Here is a 16,388-nt window from a genome sequence, read left to right on the forward strand (position 1 = left end):
ATTGAAGTGTTGGTGTGAATGAGTATTGAACGATTAAATGCGCTGCCACACCAACTCGAAAACTGTTTCAACACCATCATTTAACGCTGGCGACGTTTTCAGTGTCAGTCGGCTTTTACTCAGAGTAAAGGTGCGAACTAACGTTGTACCAACCCGATTAGGAATCGATGCAATTTCGATCTGGTGAATTACTGTGTTGCCACTCAGCCTATAAGTTCCAGCGTAAGCATTAAATGTCGTGAACGCTTGAGCCAGTTCTTCAACAGGTAGGGATTGCATCTCTTGACTCAATGGCGATCGCACCTCTTGACTCAGCAGTGAGCGATCGCTCTGAGAAAACATCACCATCATATGACTATTTGAGGTGTAGGTAATGTAGCCAGTTGGATTTGCTCCATACACTTCTGGTGTCACCGTTTCATCAGCATGAATAGCAGTTGCAGAAATTAACTTCCAAATGCCAATCAGAGAATTATTTTGAATCGATGGTGTAGACATAAAGTTTAGTCGTTGCTTGATAAGTTTCCGCTCAAGTAATGGGTTTCAACACAAAATCAAACTCGGTTGTGTAGAATGGCTTACTTAGCTTCCGCGCCTTGAGTTCCTCTGGTGCTTCGTGCTTTTGCAATTGAACGATCGCCGAGCGCACTGCAAAGGTTGTATCTGAATCCAGGTGAGGATCACCAGCCATAAAAATTTGGGTTGTCAGCGGAGTGTACTGTGGCGCACTGAGTTTGAAATGGACGTGAGCTGCTCGCCAGGTATGCCGTCCTAGCAGTCGCAGTAACTCGCCCGATGGACCGCTGGCTGGCACATTATAACCGAGTGGCACAACGGTTTCAAACTGATACTTGCCACTGATATCAGTTGTAAAACATCCCCGAAAATTCCCCTGCGGTTGAGATGAATCCTGAATGTCATACAGTCCCTTAGAATTCGGTTGCCAAACATCAATCAAAGAATTGGCGATCGGCTGACCATTTAAATCCAAAACACTACCTGACAGGAAAAGCGAGTCTCCTTCTGGATCGAGGCCTAAGCGATCGCCCATCTGCCGTTCAGGTGCATTCGGCACATATAACGGCCCTTCTAAATTGCTCTCTGTGCCATGATGGGCATCGTGTAGTAGTTCTACCAACTCTGAGATTCCGAGTAGATCCGTCAACATATGGATCTCGCCAGAGGAAATCTCTTGAGTGTAATGACTTGCTTGGTTGAGAAAATCACGTCCCTGCTGCAATTCTGATTCAGTCAGATTCATCTCACGCACAAAGTCATGCAAATGTTGAATCAAGCTCGTGTAAATTTCATATAGTCGTGGGTGAGATTTACCGCGATCGCCATGATTGACAACAGCTTGAGTAATATTGTCAAGCGTAATCTTCTGCATAATTTAACTCCTTTTTAGCTAAGTGATTAATGTCTGGATAGATGTAGATTGCTTTATCTATCCCTCCATGAGCGGTGAAATTAGCTTGTTTATTACCTTCTAAATTGAGCGATTGCGTTATGGTGCGATCTCTAACTGGCTCTTGGAAAATTCCAGTGAGCATATTTGATTTGGATTTTTAAGGGGATTAATCGGCAGTTGTTGAAACTCACCCATGAGCCACTCACAGAGTTTTTGTTGAGCTATGTCTGAGATTTCGACTGATTCTCCTTCTAGGTAGAGTTTGGCAAGGGTTTCTAATTTATGTGCCATGAAATTACCTGTGAGTGTATTAGCTCTAGGTCAACTGAATTAAACAGTCTTCCAAAACTACAATGCGTTTACTTTGACGGTAGGGAAGAACTGTGAGGATTCTGTGAGGAAACTACGGCTTTTGGATAGGTTTAGATGGTTAGTCCGCACCCGATGCGAAGGACGCGAAGTGCGAAAAGCCTTGGCCCTAAAGCACTAACTTTGCGTCGCGGAGGTTCACGGTCAAGTTCTTTGTGAAGGCGACACGATCAATTAATGCGCTACTGACATTAATCAAGACATTTCTAGCATTCTTTGAATTGGTTTTAAGGCACGCACACGAATTTCTTCAGGTAAAGTAATTTCGGGTGTTTTATTTTTCATCGCCAGATAAAGCTTTTCTAGAGTATTCAATCGCATATAAGGACATTCGTTGCAGGCGCAGTTGTTCATCCCTGGTGCTGGAATAAATTGTCGCTGAGGAGCAGCTTTTTCCATTTGATGAATGATCCCTGGTTCAGTTGCTACGATAAATGTATCGCTTTGACTTTGTTGAGCGTAGTTTAATAAGGCGGTAGTGGAACCAATAAAATCTGCATGGCGCAATAGAGCGGGTTCACATTCGGGATGAGCAATAATTTCGGCGGCTGGATGCTCAAGTTTTAATTCAATAATTCTTTTTTCAGAAAAAGTTTCGTGAACAATACAGCTACCGTCCCACAATACCAAATCTCTGCCTGTTTGCTCGCTGACATAGCGACCTAAATTGCGATCTGGAGCAAAGATAATCGGTTGATCTAGAGGAATCTGATTGACGATCTTAACCGCATTGGAGCTAGTACAAATAATGTCGCTCAGAGCCTTAATTTCGGCGGTACAGTTGATATAGGAAATAACAATATGGTCGGGGTGTTGGGCTTTAAAAGCTCTAAAATCATCGGCTGGACAACTATCAGCCAGGGAGCAACCCGCCTCTAAATCTGGTAGCAACACAAGTTTATCGGGATTCAAAATCTTCGCTGTCTCCGCCATAAAATGCACCCCAGCAAAGACAATCACTTCTGCATCAGTATCAGCAGCCTGCTGCGACAAACCCAAAGAATCACCTAAATAATCGGCAATATCCTGAATATCAGCTTCTTGATAATAGTGAGCCAGAATTACGGCATTAAGTTCTTTTTTCAGTTCATTAATTGCGCCAAACAAATCACTAGGAATTTGGGGGGAATTAATCTTCGGTTTAGCTGCGGTAAACATAGTTTTTAGATCTCGATCGGTTTAAAAGTTTAAAAAATTTAATTTAGTTGCTAATTATAGTAATTTTTACTATAACTTTATTATAGTATATCTCACCATTATTCAAAGTGATGTTTCCAGATTAATGTAGTCAGCTTGAAACTTTTGCCCAAGTACTGACACGGACTATTTAGCTATCTTTAGCTATTTGGCTTAATTAATTCAGAGATATTAATTTTAAGATTGAATTGTCTTAGTTTATTTTCAATTTTTTTTAGTAAATAATAGTATTTAGTTGTAATTGGTTTATAGTCTAGATCGTATTCGGCTATTGTCTGACGCAGCCACTCATAATTCGCCGATTTCTTATCGATTTTGAGTTTGTCCAATTCTTTTTGCCAAGTACGATAGTAGAACATACCAAAATAGTGAATTGAAACGATTTGCTCGAAGCTAGTTAATTTAAATTCTGGTGACAAACGATTGTGCAATGGTAAAGGATAGCTATAGGCAGAAGAGAAGGTAAATACCTCTTCTTCTAACGCGCAAACTGTCGCTGAGAGAGTAGACTGCTCAATCATATAGTTACCCTGCTTAGGAACAATTTTCGCCTGCATCACCTGTTCAAAATTATTTTTCCAAGCTGTAAAAATACCTGCTCTTTGGCGCACAGCAACTATCCCTGAATTCCAATACGCTCTAATTATTTTCTTCCCTATCGGCGTGCAGACAAATCTTTCCTGTTTCACGCCCACAGTTTGATAAAGTTGTTGCCAGTAATCATCCTGAATATCTTGACTACCTGTTGAGCCAATACCCCTACCATATTCGACCCTTAGACCAATATTGTAATTACTGGGAAGTAAAAATTCTGTTGGTTCAGCAAAAATGCATTTATCACTGTCTAAAAACACTAAAATTTCAGCATCAATAGTTGCTTCAGCATAGGCGCAGACATAAGGTTTATTCGCTAAATAATAGTCGTGATATTTTACATTCAGGATAACTTGTTGATGGTCTACTCCTAATACAGCGAACTGTTTCAGTGTTTCGTCAGCTACAGGCGAGCCTTTACGGGGATGAAAACTATAAATAGGAGTATCTTTGAATTTGCCACCAAACTTACGGATACTTGCAGCGAGAATTTGTGACTGTTTTTCTAATCGACCAGGTTCGGTACAAATAATAAAAGCTAACGGTAGGGACATTTTATTTTCTTTTCCTTCTTTCAACTAAAACCGTTGAGTGGTGATTTTAGGCACTCGTTTGAGGGACTGTTTTTTCTGTAAACGTTGATATTCTAAAGAGACTGATAAACAGACAGCTATGGCGAGGATGCCATAAGCATTAGTCGCGCCAAATCCCAGACCAACATCAGCTAAACCCGCTAATGTCATAAACATTAAGAACTGATATAACCAAAAATATTCAACTTTTTTGCTCGCCAAGAGTAAAATCATGCCTTTAATTGCAACATTAATCAAGACAATTCCATATAAAATTAAGCCCACTAAACCCAAATCAGCGAATATTTCAATATAAACGTTATGAGCATTAAAACTCTCGACAATTCCCCGATCAGATGCCCAGGTATTAGCAATTACGTGCGCTCCTGCATCTGAAGTCCAAAAACCTCCATAACCATAGCCCAACCAGGGTCGCTGCTGAGATACGGTATCAATTACGATCGTCCAGATGGGGGTACGACCATTAAAGTTTGTTCCTTCCCCCAAAATATTTACCAAGATTGTTTCTTGCTGTGCCACAATCACCATGATTACCGCACTAAGTACAATACATACCAGACTGAGCAAAATTACACGCACTCGATATTGCTGTTTGATTAGTAGATAAAGGGGCATTTGTGCAAACAGAAGTAATAAGAGTAATACGCTTGTGGAGCTTTGAGAAACGATCGCCAAAAATAAGGTTATGACCAAACCGACCCAGCACAACCAGTTGCGAGCATTGTCTAGAGCTAAAATTAATAGTAAAATTCCGCCTAAAACCATCGCCCGTCCCATATAGTTTTTATAAGGAAAAATTCCTTGCCAGCCGTCTTCTTTGATCCCATAGCTCGGTACACCTAAACAGGCTAACAAGCTTAATACCGCAGCAATACCCAGTACCCAGGCGAGGATCTTCATCTGCTCTTTGAGGCTATAGCGAGCCGTAAAATAGGCACCAAAGAGAAAGGTACGTAATAAACCCCGATTAATATCAAAAGTGCTGCTCATATCAGCAGACCAAAATAGCGAGAACATTGCCACTGCTAAAAATAACAACAGAGTTATATTTCTAGTAGCAATATAGGCCACCTCTTTCCAGTGCAAGGCAACTAATAGAGCGACAAAAGGATAGCTTAGAGCATTAATAATTCCAGGGGGAAGTGGAGGGGGGATATTGACATCAAGAAAGTAGATTAACCAGAAAACCGTCACTACTATCTCTAGTTTTTCAACTAGGCGACGGTGAATCGAGAGCTGCTGTAGTCCGAGCATGGTGTTTTTTAGCTATAAATCTGGCGGTTAAACTGATGTCCTAATACTATTTTTTTTTAATGTTGCATTTAATATTTTGATCGTAAGTCTCGCGCAAAGACGTTTACCCCGCTTAGTTTGGGGCAAAGACGCAAAGACGGATGCGAAGCTTATACTAAAGCACTCGCTTCGCATCGTCCGAAGGTGTATACCGCAAGGGTACTAACTCCGTGTCGCCCTTTAGGGAATCCTTTAGGACAAAGACCTTTATCCCGCTTAGTTTGAGCGCGAGATTCGGCGAATTTATTTCGCCTTGAATAATCGCGCTGTTGGGGCAAAGGAGTCAAATCTGATTTAATGCATTTTAATAGAGAATTGGTATAAATAGTGTTTGACCCCGATCGGTATTTAGCCCGATCTTGGCTTCATAATACGATATTATTACTTTCTTCTTGCTTATTGGTTTTATGGTTAGCGATCGCAATTCACCAGAGCAATTAGCAGTCGGCTAATATTTCTTGGTAAAGATTTTGATATCGACGAGCTTGAATTTTCAAAGAAAACTCCTGTTTGGCTTTAGTGCGGGAATAGTCAGCCAAGCTCTGTAGTCTGCTTGGATCTTCTAGTACCCATCTAACTCCTTGAGCTAGATCTTCGATGACAAAGGGACGAGCCAAATAGCCATTTTGCTGATGTTCAATCATGTCAGGCATTCCACCAATATTAAATGTTACACAGGGAGTACCACAAGCGATCGCTTCTAGGACAGTATTGGGCAAATTGTCTTGGAGAGAAGAAGCCACAAAAACATCTGCTGCCGAGTAGACCAATGCTAGAGTCAAGTCATCTGTCAAGATTCCTAAATAATGTGCTTTAAATCCTAATTCTGGCGGATTTTCTGGAGGAGATGAGCCTACCACCATCAGTTCTAGCTTGTCTTGCCAACCTGATTGACTCAATTGCTGTAAAGCTGGCTGTAGTAAATGAAATCCCTTACGCTCGTCGCTAGTGGCGTTGAGAGAAAGAAACAATACCAATTGTTTATCTTGGGGTAGCTTTAACAGTTTTCTGGCGGTTGCTTGGTCTATTGGTCGATAGGTATCTGTATCTAAACCATAGGGAATAACTTCAACTCGGCGATCGCTAAATAAAGAACTAGCTTTGGCATTGTCTCCCAGCCATCGACTAGGGGTAACAACCGTTAAATTTAGATTTCTCCAGGCTTTTTGTTTGCGTTGCCAAATTTGGCGAGATAAATCTAATTCTCTAGTACTGCCTAACTGAGGACAAGCCCCACAAGCAGTAGTAAACTTATCACAGGATTGATTGTAGTGGCATCCTCCCGTAAAAGACCACATATCGTGTAGTGTCCAAACTAAAGGCGATTGAAACTTAGCTATAGTCTCGATTTTTAGATAGCCCGCGCTGATCCAGTGTAAATTAATAATGTCAGGATTTAATTGAGTAACTTGTTTATCTATTTTAGAAGCTAGCCAGTGAGGCGAAAAAAGCTGCTTACTTTTGTGACGATAGCGTTTTAGTGGCAGCTGATCTAAACTCAGCCTGAGTCCTGTTTTTACCTGTTCAATTCCTGAAGAAGTTTTCCCCCCAATAACTTTGGGATCTTGACTAAATTTTGATTGACATAAAATCCAAGATTCGACATCAATCTGATTTAAACCTTGATGCAGACGATAAGCCGCACGAGCAGCTCCACCTTGATTATCAAACGTGCTAAGGGATGCAATCTTCATTGACAAATTAGTTTGATCCTAAATCCGATTCTCAAAAATAACATTGTGGTAAGCAGTTTAATTTTGCTAAAACTTTATTACCCATTACCCATTGGTGACAAGTTAAGCAAAAGAGCTAGTTGTCAACTGAGTAACGAGTAACGAGTAACAAGTAACAAGTAACGATTGAATTGCTGACAACTAAAATATGGATTAAAGCTAGACTAAATTCGCGCTCGCCACTCTTTGAAGAAGCTTTCCTTCAAAATCCCTCAAAAGCTAGAGGCTAGAGGCTAGAAGCTAAAAACGATTGACAAACAACGTAGTCCCTTAACTTGTCACCAATGCCCATTACCCATTACCCATTACTCATTACTCATTACTCATTACCCATTACCCATTACCCATTACCCATTACTCATTACCTTTTCATCATGATCTAGTGGCTTCACTGCTTCAATAAACAAAGAGTCTGGTTTGTAGATTTTGCCATTAGATTCAGTGTCTAAATTAAAGCTACTCCAGTTGTCGAGATAGCTATCACTAGCTGTACGCTGTACTATCTGTTCTAGACCGCAATTTTTCAGCAAGATGGAAAGCGAATAGCGATCGTACATCCATTGATGAACTTCTCCATTTTGACGATAGTAGCCAATTTTTAGGGCTGTCCAAAATCTAGCCAGAGGTTTGGGCAATAGCTGATGCACCTTGGTGCCAAAGGCTTTAATTTGCTTGACTAACAATTTAGCAGAGCGATCGCTTTGGGGAACTTGTTTTAGTTTGCTGGCTTCCAAACCAAAACGCTCGAAAACAAATTCTTGATTATGAATTTTTGATTGAGCAAGATAGATTGCCATATCACCACCACGACTATTTCTCACCATTTGATCCAGTAACTCTAGTATCATCCATTCGTAATTGGCAGCCCATTCGGCTGAATCAGCAGCTTTCTCTAGGGATGCTAGATAGAAACGAGCAATTTGCTCCAAGTCGGGAACAACAACTCTTAAAATTCCTCCAGGGCGTAATACTCGACAGCATTCTTGCATAAAAGATTTAGCAGCAGCTTGGGAAAAATGTTCTAGTACATGAGAATGGTACACTAATTCAAACGTTTGATCGTTAAAAGGAATACCTTGACCTAAATCGTGTGAAATCACGCCCTTTCCAGTAGCTGCAAAATTTACGTTAGTCCACTTACCGTCAAAACGATATCCGCAGCCCAAATTTAAATATTTAAGGTCACTCTTGACTTGGTTGTATTTCATAGTTAATTATCTATAAAAACTGAGAATTATTAAATTATTTGTAGATTTATATTTAACAAATATTACAACTAAAATTCATTTTTATTTATTATTTTAGTTTAAAACTGTTTTTCCAACTATTTATAGCTGTACAAAGTTAGCGATAGACAATTAGGGTGATCGGCTCTTAGATAACAAGTAATAGGTAATAGATTTTAGTTAAAAAACATCCTAACATTGTCTAATATTGCTATATATTTAATCAAACTTTTGTTTGGTGCAATATCTTTACTTTAGATTGAGCTATATAGTCATTTTTTAACGATTATATAGCTAAAAGTTGGGCGATTTAAGTTAATAAAAAATCAAGACAATTATATTTGATACTATAAATAACCTAGTTGTTTCATAGTATTTGCCCAAAGAAATTCAATTTGTTGTACCACGGATTGAGGTAATTTTACACGACCTTGACCAGAAACAGCTTCGCGAACAAAGGCAATGTTTTGTTTCGTATACTTATTTGGCCACACATCTGTTTGTGTACTTTCTAATTCACGCATTCTTTTGAGCGAACTTTTTTCGATTGCCAAATTAAGATCGGACTCTAAACAATCTAGATGCATAAAGTTAGTAATTTTAGCTAACTGCATAGTAATATCGGTTTGAAAATCTTCGTAGCGTAGCAATAAAAAGTTGTCATGATTTTTATCTTTCATCGCCCCAAGCCAGCTACCTGTATTTTCCGCCCAAGAACCTAAAGGATTGGACTTGCTCACAAAATGATAGTGATTTGATAAAAACCCCTGACTAAACTCTTCTAGAGAAGTTGTTTCAGTAATCCGACCGTATTTAAGAAAATGAAAGTAGGCTGAAAGAGTAATGTCTCTTGGATCTCGGGTAATCAAAATAACTTTTTTGTATCTAGGGTCAAAATATTCATGACTTTTTAAAATACGCGATCGAGAAATTTGTAGTAGTTCGCGGTTAGATGCCAAATAAATATCAGGAATTATGTTTTGGACACTGGCAAAGGTAATATCAACTTCTGGATAAAGTAAATTACTTATCAAGAATCTAATCCAAGTATTACCCGATTTTGGATAGGAAACTAAGAAAACATCATCAGGAAAAACAGTTAATTTTCTACCCACCGAATGAGGCTGAATTCCCAAAGTTTGTTTTACTTTAGTACCGATGTTAGTCTTTAAAGATCTCATAAATATTTGCTTCTAGTTTGAAACTTTAGCTGCTGCATAAGATAGTTTATTTTAAGCTTTACGCTTAACTCAATAAATACTCAGATCAAATTATTTTGACGAGGGTAGTAAACTTTTGAACCTAAATGGTATTAATAAAGCTTTGGTTAACATCCATCCTGTTTGATGCATGGCAGGAAAAATCATACAGCTTAAATAAGAGGAAACAGCATAAGAAATTAGAGTTGCAATAGCTGCGCCGATCGCACCAGATTGTTTAATTAAAAATAGATTCAGAACCACATTGGTTACAGCGCCCATCAGCTGTGTAATTAAGCTCAGACGAGTCATATCTTCGATCACCAGCCAGTTACCACGAGCTACCCCAAAAAAGATAAAAATTCCTGACCAGATATGCAGGAGCAAAATAGTGCCAGCACTAGAGTATTCTGCTCCTAACAGGTTGGTTAAAACATTTTTAGAAGTAAAAGCAACAGCAAGGGCAATACTTAAAGAGAGGAATGACATAAAATCATAAAGCCGCTGCATCTTAGCATAATATTCAACTCTACTTTGCTGTTTGGCTTGAACAATGGCGGGAAATACCGAAGAACAAATTACCGTCGGAATAAAATACCAGACCTCAGAAAACTTGACCGCAGCAGCATAATTACCAAGTTCCTCACTAGTAGACATGTTGCCCAACATAACCTGATCGATATTCATGTTGATTGTCACCATTGCTCCCGATAAAATTAGTGGCCAAGAATTTAGGAGTAAATCAACAGCGATGGATTTATCGAGCTGCCAACGACCAACTAGCTGCTGTTGATCCTTGAGGTATACCCAAGTCATGCCAATTGCCCTAATTATGGTATCAGCGACAAATAGATAAGCAAAGGAAATTAGCGGTAGGTGAAACCAAATAAAGCCCAATTTAGCTAGGGAACTAATCGCAAATTGAATACTTCTGACAATGGCGATCGATTTAGATAATACTTGGGATTGAAACCAAAGATCTAAGATGTCAAAACAGGTGAAGATCATGCTAAATGCAATGATGATCGTCATCCAACGTACTAGCCAATCATCGGTGGAGATGATAATTCCTGCGCTCACAATAAAGAAAGCTAGCACACATCCAATTAGTTTAAGGACAAAAGCTGTACCTAAAATTTTGGCGCTAGTATCTTCCTGTTTAACTAGATTGCGTACGACTATTTCGTCTAATCCTAGTTTAGTAATGGCAAGAAACAAAAAAACAAAGCTGGTGCTATAACTCAGTTTGCCAAATTGTTCGGGCCCTAAATAACGAATTACATAAACCCCGACGATAAAAGACAGCGCCATTCTAATCAAACGCTCAGCAGATAACCAACCGATATTACGAATGATTTTTCTGAATCCTGGGCTTAATTTCTGGTCTGCTGATTTTAATTTATCAAGCATTTTAACCTTCTTGCATTTACCCTGTTAATTTGCTGCCTCAAGGTACTTGCGATCTGGATAATAAGACTCATAACCATAAGATTCATTGTTTAGGTCAACTCCGTTAGCAACAACTCCCAAAACATTAAAGTCTGTTAATACTTCTTTGGCTGCCTCGAGGCTAGCGTAATTCGCCACTCCAGGACGAACCACAAAAAGCAACCCATCGGCTAGTTTACCCAAGATCTTGATATCGGCTAGCCCAACTACAGGAGGTGCATCAATAATAATACAGTCATAGCGATCGCCTGCACTGAGAATAAAGGCTCTCATCATCGATGAATTGAGGAGAGAAATAGGGTGCTTGGGTATATTCCCCGAAGTCATCACATCCAGATTTGGCATCATCTCACTGACAGTATCTACCCAAGCTATTTTCTGCTCTAATACTTCAGTCAAACCTGAAACATTCATCACTTCCCATAAAACATGTTGAGTTGGACGACGTAAGTCGCCATCAATTAATAAAACCTTCTTACCACACTGTGCTTGGGCTACAGCTAAATTGGCAGAAACTGATGATTTACCCTCCCCTGCTATGGCACTAGTAACCAGGATAACTTTGTGAGCTACATTACTATCGAGCAAATTTAACTCGATCTGAAGATTGTGAAAAGCCTCTCTAATGGGTGGCAAAGTCATATTAACCATCGCTAAATTAGTCAGTTTGGCGTTAGCATTTAAGCTACCAGGTAACAGCAATTGCCTGTCTTCATCAATAAGATTAATGTCGGGAATCACACCAGCTAGGGGATAGGGTAATAGACGCTTAAGCTCTTGAGTATCTTTGATCGTTTCATCTCGAAGATCTAGCAGAAATGCTACTGCTAAACCGAAAAATATACCAATGATGCCAGCACCAGCAATAATAATTTTTTTGCGCGGAGCAACAGGGTCTTCAGGAACTTCCGCATCGGAAACTCGACGAACATTACCTATTTTTTGTTGTTCAATAATTCCTGTATCTTGGGACTTTTTCAACAGGGTTTGGAAAGTAGATTGAGCAACCTCTACCTTTCGTTCTAGCTCTCTTTGTTGCTGCTGTAAGCGAGGTAAATCATCAGATTTTTGCTGATAAGTATTTTTAGTGTTAGTTAAAGCAGCGATCTCTTTTTCTAGACCCTCTTTTTGTAAACCTAAATCAGCAAATTCGGCAATCTGAGCCTGTTTAAGTTCTCCTAGACTTAAAATATTTACTTTTGACAATACATTTTCTGACGACGAGCCTAAAGTATTGGCAATTTGTTGATTTAGTAATTGAGTCAGATCAGCTTCTTCTTCCTGTAGGGCAATCACTTGGGGGGCTTGATTAGATAAGTAATTGCGTTTTTGCGCCAGTTTAATCTTGACACCCTGTAGCTGTTCTAAAACTTTTTGAACTCCCAAAGATTGACTCAAAGCGCTAACAGCGGAGGCTTCTTGCCAGGTCATATTTAACTGGGCGCTTAAGCGGTCGTAGCGAGCATTAACGTTTTCTGCTTTAGCGACCACTTCGTCTAGTCGATTGGCAACGCTGCTAATGGAGGTGATGTTCGCGGTGGTTTCTTCCCCCAGGCTGGCAGTTCTATTTTCATTTTTAAACTCTCGCAAGTTTGCCTCTGCTTGGCGCAGGTTTGCTTCCACCTGGGGTAGCTGCTTGTTAATAAATTTTCCAGCAGCAGCACTAGAGGAGCTGTTGTTGAGTGCATCGGCGTTAATATATAGCTCAATTAGTTTATTGACTGCTAAAGCGGCGATTTCAGGATTTTTGTTTTTATAGCTAACTTGTAAAACATCTGTGCCAACTATTGGCTCAATGGTTAAATTTTCAACAATATCTTCATACTTTAGCAACTTGCCTTCATCATCTCGGAGGTTAAGGTCTTTGACTAACTGTTTAACAACTGGTCGAGACTGCAAAATTCTCGCTTGAGTAGTAACAGGATTACTATCAATAGTTAAGCCTTCAATTTTACCTAAGCTATCTTCAAGACCAGTCAGTCTACTAGTGTTGTCGCTTTCGATCAAGAGTTCGGCTTCAGCTTCGTATATTGGTGGTGACAAAAATGAGCCAGCAGTAGCTACTCCAACTACACTGGCAAACGTTACTAACGCTGGCACCCAGCGACGCTTTAAAACCTGCCAATACTTGTAAAAGTCGAGATATTCATCTAAATTTACGTTGGAAGTCATAAAAAGTTTTCCCCCTAACTTGCTTGTCTTGTTTGTCTATTTAAGTTTTGGTTTAATCAGCCACCCTGCTGTCAATAATGGTGTTGATAGTTTACCTCCAGATTAATCAATGTAGATTTACTAATTACATCAACTTATCAAGCTTTATCAGGATCGCATTTAAAACTACTAAAAATTTGCTTAGAGAATATTAAATCTTTAAAATTCAGCTGGATAAATAAAGTTATCGTAAAGATTGGTTAGCTATCAATCAATAATTTCAATCTCGAAAGAATATTACATCTAAATATTTTGACTTGTTTGTTAAGTGTAAAACTGTTTGAGCTGATACTAGCTAACTAGAAAATAATTTATTGCGCAAATTAAACAAGAACTCTTCTATGAGCAATTTGGCGATAAACCAAGGCTCGACCAAATATCTACGCCACAATCTTTTAGGCTCAGTAGCTAAACGATATAGCCACTCTAAGCCGACTTGTCCCATCCAGCGAGGAGGTGTGGCAACTTCTTGGGCAATGTAGTCAATGCAAGCGCCGCTAGGCAGCACAATATTGGTTTTGAGCTGGTCAATATTGGCTAAAATCCACTCTTCTTGACGGGGCATTCCCATGCCAACCATTAAGATATTAGGTTGATAAGAGTTAATTTGGTCGATAACTAGTTGATTTTGACTACTAGACGAAAAATAGCCGTGAGCAGTAGTAATCTTTAGTCCAGGATATCGATCGCGTAAAACTGTTGCTCCGCGCTCAGCCACCCCTGGCTTAGAGCCTAAATATAGCACCCGCCAATTGTCAGCAGCAGCTTGCTCCATCAAAGACCAGACCCAATCAGCGTAGGTTACACGATGTTCTCTTTTAAAAGGAAGATTGAGCAGCTTGCCTAAAAAAATTAACGCCATGCCATCAATATGAATATAATCTACTTTATTGTAGAAATCTTTCATGGCAGAATTGTGATGGAAAATATAGAGACTATTGAGGTTATGATTAGCGACAATCCATTTAGAATTTGATTTAACAGCTTCTTCAATTAATTCATTGAGCTGTATCATACTAAGTAAATTGACTTTCACACCAAGAATCTCATACCACTTAGTTTTCATACTTTAAGATCGATAAGATTGAAAAATAAACTTGAAAATGCCTGCTCTTGATTACTTTATGTATTTGCTAATAAAGTTATGCTTCATAAGTAATTATGAATATATATCTTCTGCACAATACCGCCTAAATTAAAATAATACAACCATTTAAGGTATTCTAGCAGCGAGTAGAAAAATTCTCGCAGGGGCTAATTGTAAATACCAAGGTGTAGCTAATTGCTGTAATTGTTGCCATTTAGCTAGATCTACTTCGGCGATCAGATGATAGTCTTGGCGATAATTAGGAGCAGAATGTAGCTTAAGATTTAGCATCACCCGATCGCTTAATTCTCTAAAAGCAGTTAACCAGACAGGAAAGGTATTGACTCCTTCGGCAGACTCAACCAACTTGAGATGATGGGCATGAATTCCTATATGGGATAGAGTTGCGGGAATAGGTTGCTCAATCTGCAAAATACATTGCCAATCTCCAGCTTTGATTTTTTGGGGAGTAATTGCTTTAGCCTGAGAAAAATTCTGACAGCCAATTAAACGAGCCGTTTGTAGGTTGGGTGGATAGTTGAAAATATTCTGTTTGCTGTTAAAAGCGATCGCCTTACCGCGATCGATAACTAGTAGTTGGGGGCAAAGATCGTAAGCTTCCTGTAAATTATGAGTAACGTATAAAGTCAAGCCTCTATAGCTGTGCAAACGCTGTCGCAGTAGCTGAAGTAATCTCTGTTTGAGGTTAGTATCTAAAGCTGAAAAAGTCTCGTCTAATAGGGTTAGCTGAGGTTTACTCGCTAAAGCCCTAGCTAGGGCGACTCTTTGTTTTTCACCACCTGAAAGTTGTTGGGTTAGGCGCTGCTTGATGGTGATTAATTCTACCTGTTTAAGCTGTCTGTCGATCTCTTGCTCAACTAGCGAACTACTTTGATCGGCAGACATCCCAAAAGCAATGTTTTCGCCGACGGTTAAATGAGGAAATAAAGCATAATCTTGCCACACTAAACTTACTGCTCGCTCTTGAGGTGGTAAATTGATTCCTTTAGCTGAATCAAATAAAATTTGGCGATTAAGTAAGATCACGCCTCGATCTGGAGTTTCCAAACCTGCGATGCAGCGTAACAGAGTAGTTTTTCCTGCTCCAGAAACTCCTAAAATACCTAATGGGTTTTGTGTGCCATCGATCTGAAAAGCAATATTTAATAAGAAGTTTGGTAATTGCTTTTGAATATTTACTTCCAGGTGAATATCTGCTGATGGCTGCTGGTTTTTTTTAGCACTTCGCCCTCGATAGCTTTGACGCCAGTAATTACTTTTTTGCTTATTTTCATAATTTATCCCCAGCATAATAACGAAAGAAATAGCTAGTAAAATAAGCACTAGTCCTATAGCTCTATCCATTGCGCCACTTTGTGATGCGAGATAAATGGCGATGGGAATAGTCTGAGTTTTACCAGGAATACTACCAGCTAACATCAAAGTTGCCCCAAACTCTCCTAAAGCGCGAGCAAAAGCCAGTAAAGTACCTGTAAGTAGCCCTGGTTTAGCCAAGGGAATAATAATTTGCCAAAAAATCGTAGTTTCCGATGCTCCTAAAGTTCTGGCACAGGCAATCAAATTATCGTCAACCTGCTTAAAGGCGCTCAAAGCAGATTTATACATCAAGGGAAAAGCTACTACCGTCCCCGCAATTACTGTGGCATACCAGGTAAAAACCACTCTGATTCCTACAGTATCTAAAAACTGTCCGATCCAGCCATTTTTACCTAAAGTCAGTAAGAGTAAGAAGCCTACTACCGTCGGGGGTAAAACCAAAGGAGCGGTGAAAACCGTCTCCAAAATACTTTTACCTTTACCCTGATAACCACTCATCCACCATGCCGCCATAATCCCCAAACAAAACGTAATTACCGTTGCCGATATAGTCGTTTTGAGAGATATCTCCAGGGGAATCAGAAAGTCAGAATACATAGAAGATTAAATCCAGCTAAAGACAAGAGCATGGATTTAACACTGTAAGCGATCGCTTGTACTCATGGCGAAAGAAGGATAGGTAACCATG

Annotated in this window: 13 protein-coding genes; all 13 read right to left on the reverse strand. The window is 39.5% G+C overall.

All coding sequences use genetic code 11. From position 1 onward, the window contains the following. Positions 1–33 precede the first annotated feature (33 nt). The 13 genes from KME09_14830 to modB all read right to left on the reverse strand — a co-directional run bounded on the left by KME09_14830 (position 34) and on the right by modB (position 16,297). On the reverse strand, positions 34–498 hold the full coding sequence (locus KME09_14830; protein ID MBW4535207.1) for a lipocalin-like domain-containing protein: 465 nt from the start codon (positions 496–498) through the stop codon (positions 34–36). 31 nt (positions 499–529) lie between these two features. Continuing rightward, the gene (locus KME09_14835; GenBank protein ID MBW4535208.1) at positions 530–1,390 is read right to left on the reverse strand and encodes a hypothetical protein; all 861 of its coding nucleotides are present in this window, start codon (positions 1,388–1,390) and stop codon (positions 530–532) included. A gap of 117 nt (positions 1,391–1,507) precedes the next feature. After that, positions 1,508–1,702: a hypothetical protein gene (locus tag KME09_14840; protein ID MBW4535209.1), complete on the reverse strand. Its 195-nt coding sequence runs from the start codon at positions 1,700–1,702 to the stop codon at positions 1,508–1,510. 273 nt (positions 1,703–1,975) lie between these two features. Beyond that, positions 1,976–2,938, reverse strand: coding sequence for a quinolinate synthase NadA (nadA, locus tag KME09_14845; GenBank protein ID MBW4535210.1), 963 nt, complete (start codon positions 2,936–2,938; stop codon positions 1,976–1,978). A 179-nt stretch (positions 2,939–3,117) separates the two neighbouring features. Beyond that, the gene (locus KME09_14850) at positions 3,118–4,125 is read right to left on the reverse strand and encodes a hypothetical protein (GenBank protein ID MBW4535211.1); all 1,008 of its coding nucleotides are present in this window, start codon (positions 4,123–4,125) and stop codon (positions 3,118–3,120) included. Between the two features lie 24 nt (positions 4,126–4,149). After that, complete coding sequence (locus tag KME09_14855) at positions 4,150–5,418, reverse strand: O-antigen ligase family protein (protein ID MBW4535212.1); 1,269 nt, start codon at positions 5,416–5,418, stop codon at positions 4,150–4,152. A gap of 476 nt (positions 5,419–5,894) precedes the next feature. Continuing rightward, positions 5,895–7,151 carry a glycosyltransferase family 4 protein gene (locus KME09_14860; GenBank protein ID MBW4535213.1) on the reverse strand — a complete coding sequence of 419 codons (1,257 nt, stop codon included), beginning with the start codon at positions 7,149–7,151 and terminating at the stop codon, positions 5,895–5,897. A 386-nt stretch (positions 7,152–7,537) separates the two neighbouring features. After that, positions 7,538–8,398: a methyltransferase domain-containing protein gene (locus tag KME09_14865; GenBank protein MBW4535214.1), complete on the reverse strand. Its 861-nt coding sequence runs from the start codon at positions 8,396–8,398 to the stop codon at positions 7,538–7,540. A gap of 365 nt (positions 8,399–8,763) precedes the next feature. Next, positions 8,764–9,597, reverse strand: coding sequence for a sulfotransferase domain-containing protein (locus KME09_14870; GenBank protein MBW4535215.1), 834 nt, complete (start codon positions 9,595–9,597; stop codon positions 8,764–8,766). A 90-nt stretch (positions 9,598–9,687) separates the two neighbouring features. Further along, entirely contained in the window at positions 9,688–11,025 is a 1,338-nt protein-coding gene (locus tag KME09_14875) for a flippase (GenBank protein MBW4535216.1), read from the reverse strand. Between the two features lie 24 nt (positions 11,026–11,049). Continuing rightward, positions 11,050–13,236 (reverse strand): polysaccharide biosynthesis tyrosine autokinase, encoded by a 2,187-nt coding sequence (locus KME09_14880; GenBank protein ID MBW4535217.1) that lies wholly within the window; start codon positions 13,234–13,236, stop codon positions 11,050–11,052. A 334-nt stretch (positions 13,237–13,570) separates the two neighbouring features. Then, positions 13,571–14,341, reverse strand: a complete 771-nt coding sequence (locus KME09_14885; protein MBW4535218.1) for a WecB/TagA/CpsF family glycosyltransferase — start codon at positions 14,339–14,341, stop codon at positions 13,571–13,573. Positions 14,342–14,488: 147 nt separating this feature from the next. Next, positions 14,489–16,297, reverse strand: a complete 1,809-nt coding sequence (gene modB / locus KME09_14890) for a molybdate ABC transporter permease subunit (protein MBW4535219.1) — start codon at positions 16,295–16,297, stop codon at positions 14,489–14,491. Between the last annotated feature and the right edge of the window lie 91 nt (positions 16,298–16,388).

The sequence above is a fragment of the Pleurocapsa minor HA4230-MV1 genome (assembly GCA_019359095.1).
In the GTDB taxonomy this organism is placed as follows: domain Bacteria; phylum Cyanobacteriota; class Cyanobacteriia; order Cyanobacteriales; family Xenococcaceae; genus Waterburya; species Waterburya minor.